This window comes from Acinetobacter baylyi DSM 14961 = CIP 107474 (assembly GCF_000368685.1).
Classification (GTDB): domain Bacteria; phylum Pseudomonadota; class Gammaproteobacteria; order Pseudomonadales; family Moraxellaceae; genus Acinetobacter; species Acinetobacter baylyi.
This window is the reverse complement of record NZ_KB849626.1, coordinates 378,225-401,400: the sequence shown is the minus strand read 5'-3', so window position 1 is coordinate 401,400 and position 23,176 is coordinate 378,225. Positions and strand designations below refer to the sequence as shown.

Here is a 23,176-nt window from a genome sequence, read left to right as displayed (position 1 = left end):
ATAAATACAAATATGGACATCGACAAAAGGCGGCACGGCATCTTAGGCTGAATAATTTGAAATTCAGCAGCAATCCGAATAACGACGATGTAGACTATACGCACGCATGATTACGGCCGGAACCTGAAGAATCGCTGAGCGATTTGGGCGCAATGAATGGTCCTCTCTATGGACGGCGTGCGCATACAATGAATAGAACAGAATGTTCAGGTAATGAACGGAAATTTAAGTGCGTGGCGAGAGTATAACAGAAAGTTTTAAAAAGTCACCTTTTTTAATTGGTTTTTACCAAAAATAAAAGAGCAACCTTTTAGGCTGCTCTTTTTGTTTAACTTTTGAGGCGTTTTACTTTGCCATCTCGCCCCAAGCTGGAACAACGGTTTGCATCAATGGTTTTAACATTTTCATTGAGCATGCCAGAACCTGACCGTTTTCATAAGACTCATTGCCACCGCGTGAATCTACCACAATGCCGCCCGCTTCTTTTACAATTAGCTCACCTGCAGCAATATCCCACGGTTTCAAGCCAATTTCAAAGAAACCATCAAAACGACCTGCAGCAACATATGCCAGATCCAAAGCAGCAGAACCTGCACGACGGATATGCGCACCTGCTTTTGTCACTGCAAGAAGCGAAGCAAAGTGCTGCTCTGCATAAGAAACGATTTCGCCGTTACGTTGTGCACGATATGGGTGACCTACCGCTAAAAATGCATTTTCAAGATGATCACGTACATTGACACGAATACGGCGCTGATTCATCACCGCACCACGGCCACGGCTTGCAGAAAACATTTCATCACGCACAGGGTCATAGATCACACCATGCTGGGTGACACCTTTATGTTGAACTGCGATCGAAATACAAAAATGCGGGAAGCCATGAACAAAGTTTTGTGTGCCATCTAAAGGGTCAATGACCCAACACCAATCTGCATCGTGGCCTTTACCTTCTTGAAAACCAAACTCTTCACCCAAAAAGCTGTGATTTTTATAGCTTTTACGCAAAGTATCCATTGTTAATTGTTCTAGGTAGCGATCAACACGTGTCACAGGACCCTCAATGCCTTTTTCTTCAACTTGTAGATCGAGCTTATGACGATTTTGATGTGCTTTTAAAAGCTCTTGACCAACTAACTGAGCTGCACGCGCAGCCATAACCACCATAGGTTCCATTGAACACCCACTACAAATTTGAAGATTTTGACAAAGAATAATGCATAAAAGCGCGCTAATTCTATCAAATCAACGCGCCTTTTGGTAAAAAATATTCGTTTTTTTAAAGCAGCCAACTAAACAGCCTGAACAATCCTTAACCAAACCTTTTCTATCGAAGCTTGAATACCTTCTGCGTCAAGACCACAATTCTTGAGCATTTGCGTATGCGTAGCTTGTGCCATAAAGGTATCGGGCAAGCCAAGATTAAGCGTTGGTTTCATAATTTGTGCTTTGGCCAGATATTCATTGACCGCGCTACCTGCACCTGCCATTACTGCATGTTCTTCTATAGTCACAAAAAGCTGGGTCCGCTCCGCAAGATCACGAATGATTTGTTCGTCTAGCGGCTTCACAAAGCGCATATTGACGACTGTAATTCCAATATCATGAAGCTGCGCCAACTGCTGTGCAGCCTCCATAGCAACTGATACACGGCTACCAAAAGCTAAAATTGTAATGTGTTCATCATGCTCTGGATGACATTGTAAGACCATCTCGGCTTTACCAATTTCAAGCTTGGTCAGCTCCTGCTGGATCTCCACACCCAAGCCTGCGCCACGAGGATATCGTACGGCTGCTGGACCGTTAAAGTCATACGCCGTATGTAGCATCTGACGACATTCATTTTCGTCTTTAGGCGCCATAATTACCAGATTTGGAATGGTCCGCATATAAGCATAATCATAAGCGCCCGCATGTGTTGGGCCATCCTCACCGACCAGTCCAGCACGATCAATGCCAAATGTTACATCCAGATTTTGCAAGGCAACATCATGAATCAACTGATCATAACCACGCTGTAAAAAGGTCGAGTAAATTGCAACGACAGGCTTTAACCCTTCACAGGCCATTCCTGCGGCCAAAGTAACTGCATGTTGCTCAGCAATTGCAACATCAAAAAAACGCTCAGGATACTGCTTGGCAAATTTGACCATGCCAGAACCTTCACACATTGCTGGCGTGATAGCCAAAAGACGATCATCTTGCGCAGCTTCATCACACAACCACTGACCAAAAACATCTGAATATTTTGGTGGTGATTTTTTTACGGGTGCAATTGATACAGGCGTAATTTTGGTGATTGCATGATACGTAATTGGGTCTGCTTCGGCAGGTTCGAAGCCCTTGCCTTTTTTGGTATAAATATGGATTAAACGTGGGCCCTGACGTTTTTTGAGCGCATTGAATACATGCACCAGATGTTCAACATCATGACCATCGAACGGACCGAAATAATCAAACCCAATCGCTTTAAACAGGTTATCTGCCGCATCGGTTGCAGATTGATGTAAGCGAGAGTTATAGGTCCACTTTGGATGAGGCTGAACATAGGCTTCGCCATGTTCATCAATATTGACTAACTGACCTTTTTCCCATATGGCAGCAAGATGCCTAGCAAAACCACCTGTACTACATGAAATAGACATATCATTGTCATTCAGCACCACCATAAGATCGGCATCATGGGCAACGGCATCATTCATGGCTTCAAATGCCATACCTGCTGTCATGGCACCATCACCGACAATGCACACGACTTCGCATGGATTTTGCTGATAGCGACGAGCCAAAGACATACCTAAACCCGCTGAAATTGCAGTCGAGGAATGCCCCACCCCAAAGGTATCAAACACCGACTCTTCACGTGCGGGAAAAGCAGCTAGGCCATGTTGAGCACGAATCGTCATTAACTGTTCACGACGGCCTGTAAGCACCTTATGCGGATAAGCCTGATGACCCACGTCCCAGATCAAACGATCATGTGGCGTATTAAAGCAGTAATGCAATGCAACAGTGAGTTCAATCACGCCCAGATTGGCACCAAAGTGCCCCCCACTTTGACCTGCCGCATATAAAATAAACTGACGCAACTCATCGGCCACTTGTGTGAGTTGGCTTTGTTCGAGCTGACGTAATTGTTGAGGATGATCGATCTCATCTAACAATGGCGTAACAGGACGGTGAGTTGGAATTTCGGTATACAACATATGTGGCAAAGCCTTCTTAAGCCTGGCAAATCCTAAGCTGGGTAAATGGGAATCCGATCTTCAAATCGAATAAAATCACCTTCAATCAGCCACATTTCTAACGATGCAGTATTGAGCACATACAGGTATGTGCGTGTGGTGGCGTAGATTATCCTGAATAATCTCACAATTTATCAACTATTATCGTCCGCTTTCTACAAAAAAGAAAATGTTCTGTATAAATTCAGCATTAGAATTCTACCAATGTCCTAGCATTAAGCTATACTTTAGCCGATTTCCTTAACAGATAGATGAGTAATTTGTGGCTATTGAGTTTGTCGCGACGTCTAAACTTCCGACCAAGTTTGGTGACTTCAATATTTCTGTGTTCCAAGATCCAGTCACAGGCGAAGAACATGTTGCTCTGTCCAAAGGTTTAGAAATAGCACCAACAGGCCCAGTACTGGTTCGTATCCATTCAGAATGTCTGACTGGCGATGCTTTCGCTTCTCTGAAATGTGATTGCGGCCCACAGTTACAAGCGACTCAAAAGCTCATCAATGATGTGGGACAAGGTGTTATTTTATATTTGCGCCAAGAAGGTCGCGGAATTGGATTAACCAACAAAATTCGTGCCTATGCCTTGCAGGATCAAGGACACGATACAGTCGATGCCAACTTATTGCTTAATCTGCCTGCAGATGCTAGACGTTATGATATGTGCAGTATCATGCTCGATCATCTACAAGTGAAACAAGTAAAGTTAATCACCAATAATCCTTTAAAATTAAAGGCATTGACTGATTTAGGTATTAATGTGATAGACCGTGTTCCATTAACAGTCGGGAAAAATCCATTTAATGAACAGTATCTAAAAACAAAAAAAGAACGCATGGCCCATCTTTATCAAAAGGATGACTTCTAATTTCTTAACCCGATCACTCAGTAAGGGATCATAATCGTTAAAAATCCCTTACTTTTTTTATGGTTTTATGTTTTGATGTCATTAGTCCTTTCGCTCTTTCCCAAGAGGCTCATCATGCAGAACCCAACTTCAGCTGATATTCAACGCGTCCGTGAATTTCTTCTCGGTTTACAAGCCCGCATTTGCTCAAGCCTTGAACAGCAAGAACAACTTGGTGGCGGTACAGCAGAGTTCGTCATTGACGACTGGGAACGCCCAGAAGGCGGTGGTGGTCGTTCACGCGTTTTACAAAATGGCGAAGTGATTGAAAAAGGCGGTGTGATGTTTTCGCACATTAACATCAGTAAACTTCCAGCTTCTGCAACAGAACGACACCCACAAATTGCTGGCGCAAAAGCTCAGGCACTGGGGGTATCTCTCGTCATCCACCCTAAAAATCCACATATTCCCACTTCACATGCCAATGTACGTTTATTTGTCGCTGAGCCAGAAGGACAAGATCCAATCTGGTGGTTTGGTGGGGGCTTCGACCTCACACCGTTCTACCCAGATGAACAAGATATTAAAAACTGGCATCAGACAGCTCATGATCTTTGCCAACCGTTTGGAGAAGATGTGTATGCCGAGCATAAACAGTGGTGTGATGATTATTTCTATTTGAAACATCGTGATGAACAGCGCGGTGTGGGGGGTCTGTTTTTCGATGACCTGAATTGCTGGGATTTTGAAACCTGCTTCCAATATATGCAAGCTGTAGGAAATGGTTATCTTGAAGCAATTGTGCCTATTTTTGAAAAGCACCGTGATCAACCTTACACCGAAGCGCAACGTGAATTTCAGTTATATCGTCGTGGTCGTTATGTTGAATACAATCTGGTCTATGACCGCGGTACGTTATTTGGATTACAAACAGGCGGCCGTATTGAATCCATTTTAGTCAGCCTGCCAAATCTGGCAGGGTGGTCTTATCGTCCTGAATGGGATGCAGATTCTGCCGAAAAAAAGCTCACCGACTACTACCTTAAACCGCAGGACTGGTTAAATACACTGTAATATTCGCTTGCAAATGAGACTATTTCTTATTGATATAGTCTCTTGTCTATTTACAGGAATCGTTTATGCTTATTCTGGACGACTTCTGGCGCAGGTACGCGCAGTCATTACAAACCGCAGAAAGATGCTTACAGTGTAAACTGGCAATTTATGTCATGCTTATTTCACAAAGGTTTGTTTTACTCAATAAAATTTTTTGAATAGGCTTTCACATGTTTCACATCTTAGATCATCATCGCGGAATGCTATTCTGGATCATCCTTTCAGTTTTGGTCGTTTCATCTATTATTACCTTAGAGTTTGAAAATATTTACTCTGATGGTATCTCAATCTCAGTCAACGTATTGGCTGGATTTGGATTATTCATGCTCATGATCAAATTTGTGGTTGAAGAGCTCGAATCTATCTGTAATCCTTGAACCATCAAATCCTAATCCATAAGCATTTAATCTACACATACCCTAACCTGCTTTTCCTGCCACAAAAGGATTAAACTTTTTTTCATGACCAATCGTGCTCATAGGGCCATGGCCAGAAATAAACTGCGTTTCATCAGGTAAGCTAAAACATTCACGTTGAATTGAGTCAATCAATTGTTGATGATTGCCTCGAGGAAAGTCTGTACGTCCAATTGATCCTTTAAACAATACGTCTCCTGTCCATAACAGATGATATTCTGGGCTGTAAAACATGACATGACCTGGCGTATGCCCTGGTGCAAATCTCACCTCAAACTTTGTCTGTCCCAGCTCTAGTATTTCGCCACCTTCTAGCCAAGTATCAACCTGTACAGGCTGTGGAATCGGAAATCCGTAACGCTTTGACACATCCTGAATCATATCTAGCCAGAACTGATCATCTTTATGCGGACCAATCACAGGAACCTGCCAAAGTTTAGCTAATTCACCCACTGCTCCCGCATGATCTAGATGCCCGTGTGTCAACCACAATGCCTTGACCTTTAGCCCCATCGCTTCAACCTCCTGTTTAAGCTTAACGGCCTCTCCGCCTGCATCAATTAATACGGCTTCTTTTGATTCACTGTCCCACAAAATCGAACAGTTTTGGGCAAATGCTGTTACAGGAACAATTTTTACTTGCAACATCAAATTCTCCTTAAATTAATGTGCCGAATAGGCCAGACTGTAATTGAGTGCATCCAGATGTGCCTGTAACAATTGACGCAATAGCTCCAGATGCTCAACGGAAGTATTCAATGCTGGAATATACTGGTAACTTGTACCACCCGCCTCAAGAAACAATTCGGCATTTTGAATTTCGAGCTCTTCCAAGGTTTCCAGGCAATCTGCCGAAAATGCTGGACTCAAGATCTGTACCGATTTAATTCCATTGGCTGCCCATGTTGTCAACAATTCATCTGTATAAGGTTTGACCCATTCTTGTTTACCAAATCTGGATTGAAAACTGATCGCCCAATCATCAGGTGTAAGTCCAAGTTGTTTTGCGACCAATCGAGCAGTTTCACGACAACGATCTGCATAAGGATCACCCTTATCAGCATAAGGCTGAGGAATCCCGTGAAATGACATGAGTAATTTTTGAGGCTTGCCATGTTGTTGCTGAAATCGCTGCACACTACTGACCAGCGCCTGAATAAACACAGGATGGCGATAATAATCCTTAATAATAGTCAAGCCCGGTAAATGTCTTTGCTTGGGTATCCAGTTGGCAAATGCATCATAAAGCGGTGCGGTAGATGTAGCAGAATATTGAGGAAATAATGGCAATAGAATCACATGTTCCTGCGGTGATGCAGCCAGATCTTTCAAAATATGCTGAACCCCTGGATTTCCATAAGTCATGGCTGGAACAATATTGAGATCAAGCTGTGGGTAATGCGAAATTAACTGTCGCTTTAAAGCATCGGTTTGCGCAAACAGAATCTCACGCATTGGTGAATCTTGCCCCCATACACTTGCATATGCATGTGCAACACGCTTAGGGCGAAAAGGCAGCACAAAACTATATAGAATAATTTTCCAAAGTAATTTCGGAATTTCAATCACACGCTGATCGGAAAGAAACTGTTTTAGAAATGCTCTCACTGCAGATGCAGTGGGTACATCAGGTGTTCCCAAATTTGCCAAAATCACCGTAACTTTCGGTTTAGGGAAAATCGGCATATCGTGTCCTATTGCAAAAATCTATCATTGCATGAACTGTAACAGGTTTCAGTCAGATTTATAAATTGGAATATGAATTAGAATTTAATTGAAAATTTCGATTCTGTTGCTGAATATATGTTTCTAATATTTCATGTGCTTTGCTGGAGAGTTTCCAAAGCATACGATGACGTTCATCACGGTGAGCAGGCAGAATCCACTCATTTTGGCGCATTTGCAATTTGATGTGGTACAAATGCTGGACCTGAATCTGTGCACGCCCTACAGCATAAACCTGTGGCATAGTAATCCGAAGCTCAGCCAACGCTGTTTCATTTAAATAATCATTGAGACATTTTGCAAAACATTCTTCAGGCATGAGTGTTTTAAATACTTTTGACAATACATACAGAAGTTGGCCCCAATCTTCACTGCGTTCATGCTCCATTTCATGAACATAACCATCCTGATAGGCCTGAATCCGATATCGAAAACAATAAATGTCCTCCACAGATACATCACAGATCGCGACCATATCATGCTCGCATTTTTTTAACTCACGCTCTAATTGGTTAACTTTAGCGTTTAACGCGTCAATCCGATCTTGAAGAATCTGCATATTCTGGGGCCGAATCCAGCCCAACACAGGAAAACATTCCAGCATATGCAGCATATTGGCACGTACAATCAGCTCAAGATCACGCAAATCACGATAAAAAAACACTTGATCCACTTCATGCTGAAGCTGCTTACGAAAGTTGTTAAATTTTTCTTTGGCTTGTAGTGATGTTTCTTGTAGTTCATCAGGCCGATTTCTTGGATCGGCATGTATAAATACGATAATTGGTTTTTGTTTGGTGATTGCATAAATATATTCGAGATGCATATAGCTTACCCCAGATACAGAACAATCACCGTACTTACTTCCAAGTAAAATCACCACATAATCGCTTTCATCAATTTGGCGACGTGCAATTGCAGTACTCACAGGTGTACGATGCTCAACACACCAAGAGGAAAAACCTATTCCAATAAGTGTCTGGGCAACAATTCTACGCTCTGGAGACATGTCTAAACCAGATGTTGCAACAAAAACCTGATAACGCCGATCAAGCATGGGGTATTCCTTTTCCACCAATCAAGTTATGTTTCGCCATAATAAGTTTGCTTCATCTTCTTTTTAACAGGATTATTTCCTGAGTCAAACGATTTCAAGAATACGTTTAACTGATAGAAGCCTGAATTTTCTCAATCGTCCATGACAAATGAGGAAGCATGAGATGCTGGATCACTTTACCTGATGCCTCAACCTCTTGCCCACTGACATAACATGCTATTCTCAAATGACCTGTTCGTTTTTTTTCACATAACAATTGATGTTTAATCAAGATACGTGCGGTTTGCCTCGCCACAGGTGCGCCTGAGTCAATCAATGTTAAACGATTACCAAATAAATAATGAATGGCATCTTTGAGAAAAGGATAGTGCGTACAGCCAAGAACCAGATAATCAGCTCCTTGATCAATCACAGGAGTCAGTATCTGTCGGAGTAGATCCAGACACGGTTGACTCATTTGCTGCCCTGCTTCAATCAAAGGTACCAGTTCAAGACAAGTGACAGGAAGAACCTGAACCCCTGAAGGTAAGGCAAAATGATAAATGACGTCCTTGATCAACTGACCACGAAAGGTAGCAGGCGTGGCAAGTACAGCAACGACTTTGGACTGGCTTTGCAATACCGCAGGTTTCAATGCAGGAACCAGCCCGACAATAGGGAAAGATTCGCCATAATGCTCGCGTAAACCATCTAAACTAAAAGCAGAAGCCGTATTGCAGGCCACAACCGCCATTTTACAGCCTTGACGATAAAGCCACTCAATACCACGTGCCGTCAACTGACGAATTTCATGATCTGGACGAGGCCCATAAGGAACAAATGCAGTATCTGCATAGTAGACAATCTGTTCATTCGGCAAATAATTTGCAATTTCCTGAGCAATCGACAGCCCACCAATTCCCGAGTCAAAAATACCAATAGGCGCATCGGCTGTGGCTTTTGGCATTGGTTCAAGCTCTAGGGAAACGGGAAATATTGCAGTCATTTCAGCACTTCAAGTACAAGATTTATCTGAGCTTAAAGCTTAAACCTCAACTGTCTAATTGCAAGAGCAAATCACCACTTTTTAATACTAAAATGGCTTTTCCCTGTTCAGTTTCATCAAGCTCTCCTAACTCGACCAGATGATAAAAAACATGACGTTGAATCAAAGCATTAATACCAAAACGCACGTGAACATATGGACGACGCTCGCCCGCATAATCACGCATAAAGATAGGATGCTGATCATCCACCACCACAACATCCTGATTGGTCGTGGTCAATTGCAAATATAACTTGCCATCGATATCGACTTGATCGACCTGACTGACCAATAAAGGCTCATCTTCCACCTCAATTTCGATTTGCTCAACAGGTGTTTTCAGATAGAATTTGCCCTCCTCTTTCCAGAGTACGCTGGAAAATAGGTCAAGCAATGCCTGACGCTTGATCAATTGACCTTCGTGCCACCATTCTCCATTGGCTTTTACGGTCAAATCCATTTTGCCACAATGCTTTGGATGCCATTGGTCAAGAGGTGGGATTGACCTTTTGTGACTTTGCTGTACACCTTTTAAGTATTGTGCAATGTTCATTAAGTTTTTATCATCCACAGATGGTGTTTTTTCCACCGACTGTGCTGAATTATTTTGATTTACCATAGTTTATGCCTTGCTGACGAGAAAATATAACGACTCAGCCAATTGGCTAGATGAAGGTTTAAATCTATACTAGCCCAAACTATTAAAGACACGATCATCGGCTTGTGTCTAGACATTAAGAACACTCATGGCAGCACCGAATGTTGAATTACGGTTGCCACCCTTAGCAATATGAGGAGTCCTACATGGAACACATCGAACGCGAAGCGATGGAGTTTGACGTAGTGATCGTTGGTGCTGGACCTGCCGGTCTATCTGCTGCGATTAAAATTCGCCAACTCGCGATTGAAAATAATTTACCTGATCTGTCCGTCTGCGTCGTCGAAAAAGGTTCCGAAGTAGGTGCTCACATCCTCTCTGGTGCAGTGCTTGAACCTCGTGCCATCAATGAACTTTTCCCCAACTGGAAAGAAGAAGGTGCGCCGCTCAATGTCCCGGTGACTGAGGATAAAACCTATTTCCTGATGTCGGATGAGAAATCTCAGGAAGCACCGCACTGGATGGTGCCTAAAACCATGCACAATGATGGCAATTATGTCATCTCGCTGGGCAATGTGGTGCGCTGGTTAGGCCAGAAGGCGGAAGAGCTTGAAGTCTCGATTTTTCCAGGCTTTGCTGCTGCCGAGATTCTGTATCATGCTGATGGTACGGTTAAAGGCATTCAGACCGGTGATATGGGTATTGGCAAGGATGGCGAACCAACGCATAACTTTGCGCCAGGTTATGAACTGCATGCCAAATATACGCTGTTTGCCGAAGGTTGCCGTGGTCATTTAGGCAAGCGCCTGATCAATAAGTTTAATCTGGATCAGGAGGCTGACCCGCAGCATTACGGTATCGGGATTAAAGAGCTTTGGGAAATCGATCCTGCCAAGCATAAACCAGGTCTGGTGATGCATGGTTCTGGCTGGCCATTGTCTGAAACGGGTTCTTCTGGTGGCTGGTGGTTATATCATGCCGAGAATAATCAGGTGACTTTGGGCATGATCGTGGATTTATCATATGAAAATCCGCATATGTTCCCGTTTATGGAAATGCAGCGCTGGAAAACCCACCCACTGATCAAACAGTATCTGGAAGGTGGTAAGCGTATTTCTTACGGTGCACGTGCTGTGGTCAAAGGTGGCTTAAACTCACTGCCCAAGTTGACTTTCCCAGGTGGTTGTCTGATTGGTGATGATGCAGGCTTTTTGAACTTTGCGAAAATCAAAGGCTCACATACGGCCATGAAATCTGGCATGCTTTGCGGTGAAGCCGTATTTGAAGCGATTGCACGTGGTGTCGAAAAAGGCGGTGATCTAGCCATTGCCCGTGTCGTTGAAGGTGAAGATTTGTTTGATAAGGAGCTCACCGCCTACACGCAGAAATTTGATAAGAGCTGGCTTAAAGAAGAGTTACACCGCAGTCGTAATTTTGGTCCAGCCATGCACAAGTTTGGTTTATGGATTGGTGGTGCATTTAACTTTGTGGATCAGAACATTTTTAAAGTTCCATTCACTCTGCACGATCTTCAGCCTGACTACAGCGCACTGAAAACTCAGGATCAAGCCACCTTTAAACCGAATTATCCAAAGCCAGATGGCAAGCTGACGTTTGACCGTTTGTCTTCGGTATTTGTATCCAATACGGTACATGAAGAAAATCAGCCATCACACTTGAAACTGACCGATGCCAGTATTCCTGTGGCGGTGAATCTACCGAGATGGGATGAGCCAGCTCAGCGCTACTGCCCTGCGGGTGTGTACGAAATTGTGGATGAAGGTGAAGGCAACAAGCGTTTTCAGATCAATGCAGCCAACTGTGTGCACTGCAAAACCTGTGATATCAAGGATCCATCTCAGAATATCACATGGGTGACGCCTGAAGGTGGCGGTGGGCCGAATTACCCAAATATGTGATTTTAGAATAATTTTCATCTGCAAAATATTGCTTTTGCACTGACATAAAAAAACTGGATACAAGATCCAGTTTTTTTATGTCTAAAATTATTGATTCAATACTTGAACATAAACTTGCTTGAATAAATCGTAATCAATATATTCTAAATGCTCTTGTTGTATTCCTTGTAAAGACGTTTCGGTCAGTTTGCCATGACGGGCATCTACAAATACTCGACCCAATAGAATTGCGGTCTGAGCCAGTTGCTTACGCTGTATAGCATCCAGTTGATTATCTTTGTTAAACAGGTACACATATTGCTGCGCAAACAAGTGTTGGGGCTGACTTTTTAATTTCTGTTTTAGGGTGTTCCAATGCTGGCGCTCCTCTTTTGTTTGCATCGCCTGCATGACAATCCGATCTACTTCGTATCCCAGTTCATCATCAAATTGATCTTCGTATTGCAACTTATGCTTTTGTTGCAATTTTTCGATCACGACCAGACCTTTTGCATCAATCGTATTTATTTTTTCATCTGCATACCAATATGCATACACCCGCCCAATCTCATTTAAATCCTGAGGTGAGTAGCGTTTGACATATTCTGGAGATTCAGCACTCAACTTTGCAATAAATACGGCATTAAAGGTCTTTTCATAAGACCGCGTTTGATCATAAGTATGTTCAGCCAATTGATTTAACTGATCTTTCCAAGGCAAGGCCGATACTTTAGATGAATTTAAAACTGAATCTTGCTGTCCTAAACTCTTGCTTAGATTGCCAATCAATCCTTCAATCATCGACCCCTTGCTCACTTCTTTGAGTGATTTGGCTTGTTTTAACTGTTTAGTATCAATTGGCGTGGCATGACCATAATTTTGTATAAAAGTATCAGCGTGAAAATTCAGCTTTTTATGGCTGCTTTCCAACACATAAGTCGCACCATAATCTATTGTTACAGCACGACCTTGTGCATCAAGCCCTACATCCATGGTCATTGGGTTCATCGTTTTTTGTGCAGCAAGCGCCTGCTCAATTTCAGGAAGATGTTTCAACCATAATGTCTTAAACGTTTTGTCATCTACAAACTGATTCTGATCATACTGTGCAAATGTTTTTGCAAGTTGACTTTTGATAGCCAAAAGCGAAATGAGTCCATTTTGTTGTGTTTTAGACAATATATCTATCCCGTTTTGTTGCAGACACGAAGTGACGTCACCTACGGCAATAGATTGATTTGAGGCTCTTAGTGCTTCGCAGTCCTGTGCACTAAATCCATTTTCAGCAACAGTATCGGATTGATCCTGTACAGATTCAGGCTCAGCGTGTGCAACCTCCTCTTCTGATGCATCAGTATCTTGTAAATTGAGTTTTTGATTCAGCAAAGTGTAAAGTGTTAAAGCAGCAGCATTGGCTTGATCTTCTGGTGCAAGCACATTCTCTGAATCTTTATGTTGCGTTTGAATCGCGGTTGCCTTGTCTTCTGCCCATTTTTCAAGAGGGTTTTGCTGAATGCCGAGAATGGATTGCGTAAAATATTTTTGGTTTACTTGCTCAAACATGCTGGCTTGTAACAACAATGCTTCAATTGTGGTATTTAAACGAACTTTCTCTACCACACCTTTTGCCTGATCAGCTTTGCTCAGACTCAGTCTTTGAAATTGTTCTGGCTTGGCAAGCGTATAACTCACGGCTGTGGATGCTTTAAGATATTCTGCAAACTTCTTAACATCAACATTTTTGAATTGATCTGAATACTTAGAAAAATCAATATAAGCAAGACTATCCTGACTATCTCGATTGACCAGATAAGGCATAACTGCAAAATAATTGGTATAAAAGCGATAATCTTTAAAATCCAGAATCATAGGCACTTTGGCCTGAACGAGCAAGGTCGGCTTTTCATAACGTGCTGTAAGGTTAAAACTTCCAATCCGCTCCCGATAGTGAATTGAACCATCATATTTAAATTGAAGATCATTCAAAATATTCAGCAAGGTCTCTGCCATCTTTTCAGCGCGCGATGAACCTAGTCCCGCTGAATCTTTCTGTTTGGCAATGGCTGTATAAAGGGCTTGTTTATCTTGAGCACTCAATTTAATTTTTTGATCTGCTAGAAATTGATCAATCTTTTTTTGTACATCTGCATCCAAAGCGGCATGAGCTGTTTTTTGGTTGTGCTGTGCTGCTGGATTTAAAGAATCTACCTGTATATTAAATTGACCGCTATAGTCATAGCCTGGATAGTCATACATGGCGTTTAGACCAGAAACTACTTGCTGATCCAGTGACTTATGCGCTGGATTGGTTTTAATGACATGCTGGGTACATGCTGAAAGGCTGATTCCCAATAAACAATATGTTAAATATTTTAGACGTATCATTACGCATTACACCTTTAATATAGTTATAGTTTCAAAGCAAGGATGCTGTTTTTTGCATCAAACCAAAGGACTCCGACTTTAACAGAAAAAAATACAAAGCATAAACCGACTTTGATCTTAATTCGCTTTTCTGACATTTTTTTCAAAGCACTTTATCAATGTATTTTTGATGCCGAGTAGGAATAATCAAATCATGAATAGAGCCCATCTATATAAAACAATTTAGGAATAAAGACTATGCCAGCGTATAAAGCCCCGCTCCGTGATATTCGTTTCTTAATGAATGAAGTATTTGACTATTCTGCTCACTATAAAACATTGTCCAATGGTGAAAATGCAGATCCAGATACCATTGATATGATTCTTGAAGGTGCAGCAGATTATTGTGAAAATGTACTTTCACCACTGAACCAAACAGGTGATGATGAAGGTTGTCATTTTGAGAATGGCGAAGTTCGTACACCTAAAGGCTATAAAGAGGCGTATGACCAGTTTGTGCAAGGTGGCTGGCAAGGTCTGTCTTATCCAGAAGAGTTTGGTGGTCAAGGCCTGCCGATGTCGCTCAACCTGATCAAATCTGAAATGATGGGGACAGCCAACTGGGCATTTACCATGTATCCAGGCTTAAGTATGGGCTGTATGAATACCATTATGCAGTTTGGTACAGATGACCAGAAAAATACCTATATGCCACACCTAGTTGCAGGGACATGGTCGGGTACCATGTGCCTAACCGAACCACAATGTGGTACTGACTTAGGACAAGTCAAAACTAAGGCAGAACCACAAGCAGATGGAACCTACAAGATTTCAGGGACCAAAATCTTTATTTCTGCGGGTGAGCATGATTTAACTGAAAACATTATTCATATTGTTTTAGCACGTCTTCCAGATGCACCTGCGGGTACACGCGGTATTTCATTATTTATTGTTCCAAAATTTATTCCAACCCAGGATGGCGGTGTCGGTGAGCGCAATACCGTCGCTTGTGGATCCATTGAACATAAAATGGGAATCAAAGCCTCTGCCACTGCGGTCCTTAATTTTGATGGTGCAACAGGTTATCTGATTGGTGAAATTAACAAGGGTCTGCATGCAATGTTCACCTTTATGAACACTGCTCGTATTGGTACAGCAGTTCAAGGGATTGCACATGCAGAGCTGTCTTATCAGGGTGCATTACCTTACGCCAAAGAACGTATGTCAATGCGCGCACTTTCAGGTAAAAAAGACCCAGATAAAGTCGCAGATGCGATTATCCACCATGCCGATGTACGCCGCATGCTATTGACTCAAAAAGCAATTGCTGAAGGTGGTCGTGCCATGATTTATCATGCGGCTCAGCTTGCAGATAAAATGGCAGATGCGCTCATTATTGGTGATCAAGCCAAATTTGAAGAATATGATGACAAACTTGGGTTCTATACCCCTATTTTAAAAGGCTTTTTAACAGAACTCGGTTTAGAAGCAGCCAGCCACGGTATGCAAGTGTTTGGTGGTCACGGATATATTAAAGAATGGGGCATGGAGCAAATCCTACGCGACGCTCGTATTGCAACGCTTTACGAAGGAACTACAGGGGTTCAGGCGCTCGATTTAATTGGACGTAAAGTACTTCTTTCTTCAAAAGGTAAAGTGGTTCGTGACTATACTGCCGAAATCTTAAAATTCTGTGGTCGCCACGCACGTAATAAATACTTACGCCGTTTTGCGTGGGATTTAACCAAGCTATGTGCACAGTGGAATACCTTGACCGTTCGTATCATGCTAGCCGCCCGTAAAGACCGCGATATCGTATCTTCTGCTTCTGTCGATTATCTCATGTTCTCAGGTTACGTCATGCTGGCTTATTTTTGGGCACAACAGGCCGTTATCGCGTCTGAAAAACTAGAAGCGGGTGATGGTAAAGAAACACCAGAATTCTATAAAGCCAAAATTAAAGTGGCAGATTTCTATTTCGAGCGTCTGCTTCCACGTACCCAAGGACATGCCGAAGCCATGGTCAATCCTTCACGCACCTTAATGTCATTGCAATCTGAACATTTTAGTTTTGATTACTAATCTGTTACACGAATAAAAAAGAGCACCTTGCGTGCTCTTTTTTATTCTTCATTGGTGGCTTTTTTAAGTACATACTCATACTTAGGCAAAGGATAGTCCTGATCAAAATATTGTCTATTTTCATCACGATTACGGTCAATTGTTCTAACAAGATTGAATTTCAAGTCATGATCAGGTTCTATTTGGTAATAAACCTCAACGCCTTCTTGTAAAGCAATGACGATTTCATGCTGATGCTTATCAAAATCCCAGCGATCCTGACGATAAATGTTTTTTGCTTTGATGCTGGATTCAGACGCAAGACGCCCCAGACCTATTATCGTCTGATGAGCTGTGCCATCCGCCAACAAAGTCAAAATATATTCTGCATCGCTTTGATCACATACGTTAAGAGAATCTTCACAGGACATTTGAAAATGATAACGCCCCACATAAGCTAATGCTTCTTTAGAGAGCTTAGGCTGATTTGAAGATGGATGTTGTGTTTCAGGCAAAGTCGCCTGCCCTGCAACATCAGACAATTTCTTACCCGTATCAGTAGTTGAAACTTCAGAATGATGGATGTGCGGATTAAAATGCTCAGAGGTCGAATGCCCCATATCACAGGCACTTAAATTTATACCCAGCACACTCAGATATATCAATTTCGGCAGTTTAATCTGCTGTGACGATGAAAAAAAATTCATATTCATATCACAAGGTACCATTTAACAGCACAAGGCAAGGATATTTCAAAATTCAATGCCATGGAGAGAAAAATAAAAATTGGCTAAAACAATCAGTTTGTTCAATGAAACAAACTCAATATAACGTCCATTGTTTAAAATTGGTGCAATTCTAAAATATATCATGGTGAATTATGGGTTTCACTTACATAAATTAACTTTTTTATTGGTAATGTGTCTTTAAAAATAGCTTGCTTGCCCCATCCATATAAATATACAGACATGATATTCAACAAGGTTTGTATATTTTATCTGAGGAGATTATTTAAATGGCCAATGCGGGTTTATATCGTTCAAACCGACAACATATCATCGCCGGTGTGATGGGCGGTATTGCTGAACGTTTTGGTTGGAATGCAAATTTATTACGACTTATTTTTGTTGTGGTTTCAGTCATGAGTGCTGCTTTTCCAGGGATTCTTGTATACCTGATTCTTTGGCTAGTGATTCCCAAACGACCACAGCAACTTGAATATCAAGCGATGAAAGGATATGAACATCCCGTTCGTACTGTTCATGAAGATCATCAACGCCGATAAACACCAAACCTTTTGACCGCACTTGGTCGCTACGGTTGTTACCCCCTAAGCTCAACCGTAGCTTTTTTTTATTGAGTAGAATGCTCTATATTCAGATTGATCAGTTGTTGCTGTAAAGCTGCAATCATATCCGCACGACTAATTATTCCAACTAATTTTTCCTTCTCAAGTACAGGAATATAATTAAAGGATTTTTCTACAAAATAAGGCACCAGATCCTGAATAGGCTGTTCTGGGTTGACGGTCACAACTTTCCGATTCATGATTTGCTTCACCATAAATTCCCAAGGTGCTCTCGGATCTGCCGCACGTTTAAACCATTCCACCACATCGTACAATGCGAGTGTGCCTACAAGCTGTTGCTCTGCATCAATAACGGGTAAACTCATTAAATTAACATGCTTGAATTTATCTAATGACTGATGAATATCATCCTCCTGATACAGGGTGATTACATCTTTAGTCATAATATCCCGACAGACAAAATGAATAACCCGGCGCTCGTTAGCAAGCTCCTGTGCTTCCAGAATAATTTTTTCCAGATCATACTGGCTAATATCAAGTAGCTCCGTTTGTTCATTTAAAGCACGCTGAATATCCTGTGGCTGAATGCCTACTTTTTGAGTAGGTGTCGGATCTTTTGAACGGCTATTTATCTGCTTGGGATAAGGATAATGACGTCCCATTAAACGATTGAAACAAACGGCAAAAGCCAACAATAATACAGAATTGAGTAAAACTGGGTACAACACAAAATAATAGCCCAATTGGTGAATAGCCTTGCCACCCAGTACCGCCGTAATCGCAACTGCACCACTCGGCGGATGCAATGAATCTGTACTCATCATCAGAAAAATCGCCAATCCCACAGCCAGACTAAATGCAGTGGTTAAATCTGGAATCCACATGGCACAGCTCACACCAATCAGACCTGCCAATAAATTTCCAACGATCACATTCCAGGGTTGAGCCAGGGGACTTGATGGCACAGCAAAAAGTAAAACAGATGATGCCCCCATTGGCGCGATATACCATACGTTGAGACCACCGAGCACAGACCAGCTGATCCATGAGGATATAGCAAGACCAAGTAATGCTCCTACAGCGCAAAGAAAACGCTCTTTGAAAGAAAGCACTTTAAAGTTGGGTTTTAAATCTGAAAACCAGTCCTGTTTTATAAGATTCACATCTCACCTAGGTGTAATTTTTCTGACCAAGTGTCGGTAGTATATGCAAACTAATCTTAAAATGTATTTAAATTATATCTTCATCTTAGTGTGTAGAATAAGAATCAGGTCGTGAAAATCCTTTAAAGAAATTCCAGATTTGCTCAGAAGCGTCAATTCTTTCATAACGGTTGCTGGACGTTGGCCAAACATGTTTACCTTCTAGTAAATGGTAAACGAGCAGTGGAGCCTTACAATGCTGACCCGACTCAATACTTAAATATGCATTGATCTGCTGCTCCAACATTGACTTACATTGGTTGGTATTTTTCCAGTAATTTAAGGTATAAGACAAAGGTTGAAATGGTGCATGCTGTGCCCTTGCCACAAATCGAATTGAACTGATCCCGCCTTGTACAGACACAACAGGATCACGTTCACCATGAATAATCATCATGGGAATGGGTATAACCTTTAAACCTCTGGGTTGACCCTCAAACATTGCGCCTGAAACAACGGCGACAGCTGCCAGTTGCGGACTTAATCTATTGGCAAGCTGATAAGTCAACATACCACCATTTGAAAACCCTGTAACATAAATACGTGTTTTATCAATTGAATAATGCTGCTGCAACTCGGCAATCAACTGTTTGATAAATTCAATATCATTGACCTGCTGTTGCATGGCTTCACCACAACACCCTTCGCTGTTCCATACGCCCTTTTGATCGGAAGGCCCGACGCCTTGAGGTGCAACCAATAAAAATTTATGTTGTTGGGCTTGATCTTGAAAACGTTTAATCATTTGTGTGGCATTACCACCACCGCCATGCAAAGCAATTACGACAGGCAGATTTTTGTGATCAGGTGCTGGATTATAAATTTGATAAAAACGCCGAATATGGTCTACGATTAATGCCTGGTGCTGAATATTTAACTGACGATATTTTAATGACTGTTCAATCCTTTTAACGATTTGATCTTGAAACAAGCCCGCTTCTACGGCTGTTGAAAACAGATTTATCGATAAAAATAACGGCACAGTCCATCGATTTAGACGCTTATATTTTGACTGCCAAGAAAACATAACAAATGACCATCGCATTATTTTTATTTCACAATATATGCGCAAACCATCAAAAAGAAATAAAGCTTTTTGATATTTTTTCTTGCTGAGGAGTACATAGAACCTTTGCCACTCTCCTGCAAAATCCTTATACTTGAACGCAATTTTTCTCTGATTTTTTAATGGATGCACCATGAGTCGCGCCATATCGCATATTGATACATTTCAAGGCTTAATTCTTGCCTTACAAAATTACTGGGCCGAGCAAGGCTGTGTGGTTCTCCAGCCTTACGACATGGAAATGGGCGCTGGAACATTCCACACCGCAACATTCTTACGTGCCTTAGGGCCTGAAACATGGAATGCGGCGTATGTTCAACCTTCACGTCGTCCAAAAGATGGGCGTTATGGCGAAAACCCGAACCGCCTGCAGCACTACTATCAGTTTCAGGTCGTACTTAAGCCAAACCCAGACAACATCCAACAGCTTTATCTTGATTCTTTAAAAGCCATCGGGATTGATACGCTTACCCATGATATTCGTTTCGTAGAAGACAACTGGGAATCTCCAACACTTGGCGCTTGGGGCTTGGGCTGGGAAGTTTGGTTAAATGGTATGGAAGTCACTCAGTTCACTTACTTCCAACAAGTCGGTGGTGTTGAATGTTACCCAGTAACAGGTGAAATCACTTACGGTTTGGAACGTCTTGCCATGTACCTTCAAGGCGTTGACTCGGTGTATGACCTTGTTTGGACCAAAGGCCAATTTGGTACTGTGACTTACGGCGACGTATTCCATCAAAATGAAGTTGAGCAATCGACTTATAACTTTGAATATGCGCCAGTTGAAAAACTATTTGAACTGTTTGATTTTTACGAATCAGAAGCAAACCGTTTAATTGAAGCAAAACTTTCTCTTCCTGCTTATGAGCAAGTTGTTAAAGCGTCTCATACCTTTAACTTGCTTGATGCACGTGGCGCAATTTCTGTGACTGAGCGTCAGCGTTACATTTTACGTGTACGTACTTTAGCGCGTGCTATTGCACAAAGTTATGTACAAGCGCGTGCAGAGCTTGGCTTCCCAATGGCAGAACCACATTTGCGTGATGAAGTATTGGCACAGTTAAAAGCACAAGCTGAAAGTGAAGCAGCAAAGGCGGAGAAAAACTAATGAGCAAACATACTGTTTTATTCGAACTTGGCTGTGAAGAACTTCCACCAAAAAGCCTGAAAACTTTACGTGATGCATTACAGGCAGAAACGGTAAAAGGCTTAAAAGATGCAGGTTTAGCATTTGCATCAATTGAAGCTTATGCAGCGCCACGTCGTTTAGCGCTTAAAATTGTCGATGTAGACGGCGCACAAGCGGACACACAGAAGCGTTTTGATGGCCCTGCTGTTCAAGCTGCGTATGATGCTGAAGGCAAACCAACCAAAGCTCTTGAAGGCTTTATGCGTGGTCAAGGTATTACCGCTGATCAAGTTTCAACATTCCAAGCAGGTAAAGTTGAAAAAGTTTGCTATTTAAAAGATGTGAAAGGTCAAACTCTTGATGCTTTACTTCCACAGATTTTACAGACTGCATTAGACAATTTACCAATTGCTAAGCGTATGCGCTCTGCGGCAAGCCGTACCGAATTTGTACGTCCTGTAAAATGGGTAGTATTACTTAAAGATGATCAAATCATTGAAGCAACCATTCAAGACCATCAAGCAGGTAACGTGACGTATGGTCACCGTTTCCATGCACCTGAAGCTGTAACTTTAGCGCATGCAAATGACTATTTAGCGGCTTTAGAAAAAGCTTACGTTGTTGCGAACTTTGAAAAACGTCAAGCAACCATTCAAGAACAAGTGAAAAAGTTAGCTGATGAAGTGAACGCGACTGCGATTGTTCCAGCTGACTTACTTGATGAAGTAACAAGCCTCGTTGAATGGCCAGTTGCTCTTCGTGCAAACTTTGAAGAGCGCTTCCTTGCTGTTCCTCAAGAAGCACTCATTACAACGATGCAAGACAACCAGAAGTATTTCTGCTTGATCAATAGCGAAGGTAAATTACAGCCTTACTTCATTACTGTTTCAAATATTGAGTCTAAAGACCCGACTCAAATTATTGAAGGTAATGAAAAAGTTGTTCGCCCTCGTTTATCTGATGCTGAATTCTTCTTCTTACAAGATCAAAAGCAACCGCTTGCATCTCGTAAAGAAAAATTAGCAAACATGGTATTCCAAGCACAGCTTGGTACGCTTTGGGATAAATCAACACGTATTGCTAAACTTGCTGTTGCGTTGTCTCCGATCACTGGTGCAAACCCAGCAGACGCTGAAAAAGCAGCCTTACTTGCTAAATGCGATTTAACTTCTGAGCTTGTTGGTGAGTTCCCAGAACTTCAAGGGATTGCGGGTACTTACTACGCACGTATTGAAGGCGAAAACACTGAAGTTTCAGAAGCTTTAGGTGAGCAATATTTACCAAAATTTGCGGGTGATGTTTTACCAAAAACCAAAACAGGTACAACGATTGCCCTTGCTGACCGTTTAGATACGCTTGTTGGTATTTTCGGTATTGGACAAGCACCGACAGGTTCTAAAGACCCATTTGCCCTTCGCCGTTCAGCAATTGGTATCTTGCGTTTAATCATTGAAAATGAGCTAGACGTAACCATTGAAGAATTGGTTAATCTTGCACTTCAAGGCTATGGCGATATCGTGAAAGACCACGACAAGACTCTTGCTGATGCGGTTGCATTCTTGGAAGGTCGTTACCGTGCCAAGTACGAAGACCAAGGCGTTGCGGTTGACGTACTTCAAGCGGTTCAAGCACTTGCACCGAAGTCTCCACTTGATTTTGACAAGCGTGTAAATGCTGTTAACCACTTCCGTGCGCTACCTGAAGCTGCCGCACTTGCTGCTGCGAACAAACGTGTTGCGAATATTCTTGCAAAAGAAGCGGCACCAGAAGGTTCTGTGGTTGAAGCAAACTTGGTTGAAGATGCTGAAAAAGCATTATTCGCTGAACTTCAAGCAGTTACCCCTGCTGTTGAACCATTACTTGCAGCAAAAGATTATACTGCTGCACTTTCTAAGCTTGCAGCACTTCGCGCGCCGATTGATGCATTCTTTGATGGTGTAATGGTTATGGCAGATGATGCTGACCTAAAAGCAAACCGTTTACGTTTATTGGCTCAGTTGCGTCACTTGTTTACTGTTGTGGCTGATGTGAGTGTGTTGCAGGGTTAAGTATTTATAATACTTGATCTTTAAAATAAACCCCGCTATAAAATTAGTGGGGTTTTTATTTAAATTTTTAT

19 protein-coding genes are annotated in these 23,176 nt (G+C 42.0%); 8 read left to right on the top strand and 11 right to left on the bottom strand.

What is annotated here, in order from left to right; all coding sequences use genetic code 11:
* Positions 1-345: 345 nt before the first annotated feature.
* On the bottom strand, positions 346-1,176 hold the full coding sequence (locus tag F952_RS06045; RefSeq protein ID WP_011182742.1) for an inositol monophosphatase family protein: 831 nt from the start codon (positions 1,174-1,176) through the stop codon (positions 346-348).
* 116 nt (positions 1,177-1,292) lie between these two features.
* Positions 1,293-3,206: a 1-deoxy-D-xylulose-5-phosphate synthase gene (gene dxs, locus F952_RS06040; protein WP_004924019.1), complete on the bottom strand. Its 1,914-nt coding sequence runs from the start codon at positions 3,204-3,206 to the stop codon at positions 1,293-1,295.
* A gap of 301 nt (positions 3,207-3,507) precedes the next feature.
* Here dxs and ribA point away from each other — a divergent pair, with 301 nt between their 5' ends.
* The 3 genes from ribA to F952_RS06025 all read left to right on the top strand — a co-directional run bounded on the left by ribA (position 3,508) and on the right by F952_RS06025 (position 5,582).
* Complete coding sequence (gene ribA, locus F952_RS06035; RefSeq protein ID WP_004924006.1) at positions 3,508-4,110, top strand: GTP cyclohydrolase II; 603 nt, start codon at positions 3,508-3,510, stop codon at positions 4,108-4,110.
* A 114-nt stretch (positions 4,111-4,224) separates the two neighbouring features.
* Positions 4,225-5,163, top strand: coding sequence for an oxygen-dependent coproporphyrinogen oxidase (gene hemF / locus F952_RS06030; RefSeq protein WP_004924005.1), 939 nt, complete (start codon positions 4,225-4,227; stop codon positions 5,161-5,163).
* A 212-nt stretch (positions 5,164-5,375) separates the two neighbouring features.
* Positions 5,376-5,582, top strand: coding sequence for a hypothetical protein (locus tag F952_RS06025; RefSeq protein ID WP_004924004.1), 207 nt, complete (start codon positions 5,376-5,378; stop codon positions 5,580-5,582).
* Between the two features lie 42 nt (positions 5,583-5,624).
* Here the strand turns inward: F952_RS06025 and F952_RS06020 are convergent, their stop codons facing one another.
* The 5 genes from F952_RS06020 to F952_RS06000 form a co-directional block, all read right to left on the bottom strand.
* Positions 5,625-6,269, bottom strand: coding sequence for an MBL fold metallo-hydrolase (locus tag F952_RS06020; RefSeq protein WP_004924001.1), 645 nt, complete (start codon positions 6,267-6,269; stop codon positions 5,625-5,627).
* Between the two features lie 15 nt (positions 6,270-6,284).
* Positions 6,285-7,307, bottom strand: a complete 1,023-nt coding sequence (gene hemH, locus F952_RS06015; RefSeq protein WP_004923997.1) for a ferrochelatase — start codon at positions 7,305-7,307, stop codon at positions 6,285-6,287.
* Positions 7,308-7,365: 58 nt separating this feature from the next.
* Entirely contained in the window at positions 7,366-8,403 is a 1,038-nt protein-coding gene (locus F952_RS06010) for a DUF4062 domain-containing protein (RefSeq protein ID WP_004923995.1), read from the bottom strand.
* Positions 8,404-8,509: 106 nt separating this feature from the next.
* Positions 8,510-9,388: a glutamate racemase gene (gene murI, locus F952_RS06005; protein ID WP_011182746.1), complete on the bottom strand. Its 879-nt coding sequence runs from the start codon at positions 9,386-9,388 to the stop codon at positions 8,510-8,512.
* Between the two features lie 46 nt (positions 9,389-9,434).
* The gene (locus F952_RS06000) at positions 9,435-10,046 is read right to left on the bottom strand and encodes a DUF1285 domain-containing protein (protein WP_004923983.1); all 612 of its coding nucleotides are present in this window, start codon (positions 10,044-10,046) and stop codon (positions 9,435-9,437) included.
* A 185-nt stretch (positions 10,047-10,231) separates the two neighbouring features.
* Between F952_RS06000 and F952_RS05995 the strand changes: the two genes are divergently transcribed.
* The gene (locus tag F952_RS05995) at positions 10,232-11,944 is read left to right on the top strand and encodes an electron transfer flavoprotein-ubiquinone oxidoreductase (protein ID WP_004923981.1); all 1,713 of its coding nucleotides are present in this window, start codon (positions 10,232-10,234) and stop codon (positions 11,942-11,944) included.
* 87 nt (positions 11,945-12,031) lie between these two features.
* Here F952_RS05995 and F952_RS05990 read toward each other — a convergent pair whose 3' ends face one another.
* A complete protein-coding gene (locus F952_RS05990) occupies positions 12,032-14,308 on the bottom strand; it encodes a hypothetical protein (protein ID WP_004923978.1) in 2,277 nt (758 codons plus the stop codon).
* A gap of 237 nt (positions 14,309-14,545) precedes the next feature.
* Between F952_RS05990 and F952_RS05985 the strand changes: the two genes are divergently transcribed.
* Entirely contained in the window at positions 14,546-16,369 is a 1,824-nt protein-coding gene (locus tag F952_RS05985; RefSeq protein WP_004923975.1) for an acyl-CoA dehydrogenase C-terminal domain-containing protein, read from the top strand.
* Between the two features lie 41 nt (positions 16,370-16,410).
* Here the strand turns inward: F952_RS05985 and F952_RS05980 are convergent, their stop codons facing one another.
* A complete protein-coding gene (locus tag F952_RS05980) occupies positions 16,411-17,061 on the bottom strand; it encodes a hypothetical protein (RefSeq protein WP_227499411.1) in 651 nt (216 codons plus the stop codon).
* A 302-nt stretch (positions 17,062-17,363) separates the two neighbouring features.
* On the opposite strand from F952_RS05980, the gene F952_RS05975 reads away from it, so the two are divergent.
* Positions 17,364-17,633, top strand: a complete 270-nt coding sequence (locus F952_RS05975; protein ID WP_004923967.1) for a PspC domain-containing protein — start codon at positions 17,364-17,366, stop codon at positions 17,631-17,633.
* Positions 17,634-17,701: 68 nt separating this feature from the next.
* Here the strand turns inward: F952_RS05975 and F952_RS05970 are convergent, their stop codons facing one another.
* On the bottom strand, positions 17,702-18,820 hold the full coding sequence (locus F952_RS05970; RefSeq protein ID WP_004923953.1) for an HPP family protein: 1,119 nt from the start codon (positions 18,818-18,820) through the stop codon (positions 17,702-17,704).
* 85 nt (positions 18,821-18,905) lie between these two features.
* The gene (locus F952_RS05965; protein ID WP_004923950.1) at positions 18,906-19,886 is read right to left on the bottom strand and encodes a CE1 family esterase; all 981 of its coding nucleotides are present in this window, start codon (positions 19,884-19,886) and stop codon (positions 18,906-18,908) included.
* A 172-nt stretch (positions 19,887-20,058) separates the two neighbouring features.
* On the opposite strand from F952_RS05965, the gene glyQ reads away from it, so the two are divergent.
* Both glyQ and glyS read left to right on the top strand, forming a co-directional pair.
* Positions 20,059-21,036: a glycine--tRNA ligase subunit alpha gene (gene glyQ, locus F952_RS05960; RefSeq protein WP_002044989.1), complete on the top strand. Its 978-nt coding sequence runs from the start codon at positions 20,059-20,061 to the stop codon at positions 21,034-21,036.
* On the top strand, positions 21,036-23,105 hold the full coding sequence (gene glyS, locus F952_RS05955) for a glycine--tRNA ligase subunit beta (protein ID WP_004923947.1): 2,070 nt from the start codon (positions 21,036-21,038) through the stop codon (positions 23,103-23,105). Before glyQ ends, glyS begins: the two co-directional genes overlap by 1 nt.
* The last annotated feature ends 71 nt before the right edge of the window (positions 23,106-23,176 follow it).

Excerpts from the sequence above, each read along its gene's own strand:
- F952_RS06045 (WP_011182742.1), bottom strand. The coding sequence starts at position 1,176 with ATGGAACCTATGGTGGTTATGGCTGCGCGTGCAGCTCAGTTAGTTGGT.
- dxs (WP_004924019.1), bottom strand. The coding sequence starts at position 3,206 with ATGTTGTATACCGAAATTCCAACTCACCGTCCTGTTACGCCATTGTTA.
- hemF (WP_004924005.1), top strand. The coding sequence starts at position 4,225 with ATGCAGAACCCAACTTCAGCTGATATTCAACGCGTCCGTGAATTTCTT.
- F952_RS06025 (WP_004924004.1), top strand. The coding sequence starts at position 5,376 with ATGTTTCACATCTTAGATCATCATCGCGGAATGCTATTCTGGATCATC.
- F952_RS06020 (WP_004924001.1), bottom strand. The coding sequence starts at position 6,269 with ATGTTGCAAGTAAAAATTGTTCCTGTAACAGCATTTGCCCAAAACTGT.
- hemH (WP_004923997.1), bottom strand. The coding sequence starts at position 7,307 with ATGCCGATTTTCCCTAAACCGAAAGTTACGGTGATTTTGGCAAATTTG.
- F952_RS06010 (WP_004923995.1), bottom strand. The coding sequence starts at position 8,403 with ATGCTTGATCGGCGTTATCAGGTTTTTGTTGCAACATCTGGTTTAGAC.
- murI (WP_011182746.1), bottom strand. The coding sequence starts at position 9,388 with ATGACTGCAATATTTCCCGTTTCCCTAGAGCTTGAACCAATGCCAAAA.
- F952_RS06000 (WP_004923983.1), bottom strand. The coding sequence starts at position 10,046 with ATGGTAAATCAAAATAATTCAGCACAGTCGGTGGAAAAAACACCATCT.
- F952_RS05995 (WP_004923981.1), top strand. The coding sequence starts at position 10,232 with ATGGAACACATCGAACGCGAAGCGATGGAGTTTGACGTAGTGATCGTT.
- F952_RS05990 (WP_004923978.1), bottom strand. The coding sequence starts at position 14,308 with ATGATACGTCTAAAATATTTAACATATTGTTTATTGGGAATCAGCCTT.
- F952_RS05985 (WP_004923975.1), top strand. The coding sequence starts at position 14,546 with ATGCCAGCGTATAAAGCCCCGCTCCGTGATATTCGTTTCTTAATGAAT.
- F952_RS05980 (WP_227499411.1), bottom strand. The coding sequence starts at position 17,061 with ATGAATATGAATTTTTTTTCATCGTCACAGCAGATTAAACTGCCGAAA.
- F952_RS05975 (WP_004923967.1), top strand. The coding sequence starts at position 17,364 with ATGGCCAATGCGGGTTTATATCGTTCAAACCGACAACATATCATCGCC.
- F952_RS05965 (WP_004923950.1), bottom strand. The coding sequence starts at position 19,886 with ATGTTTTCTTGGCAGTCAAAATATAAGCGTCTAAATCGATGGACTGTG.
- glyQ (WP_002044989.1), top strand. The coding sequence starts at position 20,059 with ATGAGTCGCGCCATATCGCATATTGATACATTTCAAGGCTTAATTCTT.
- glyS (WP_004923947.1), top strand. The coding sequence starts at position 21,036 with ATGAGCAAACATACTGTTTTATTCGAACTTGGCTGTGAAGAACTTCCA.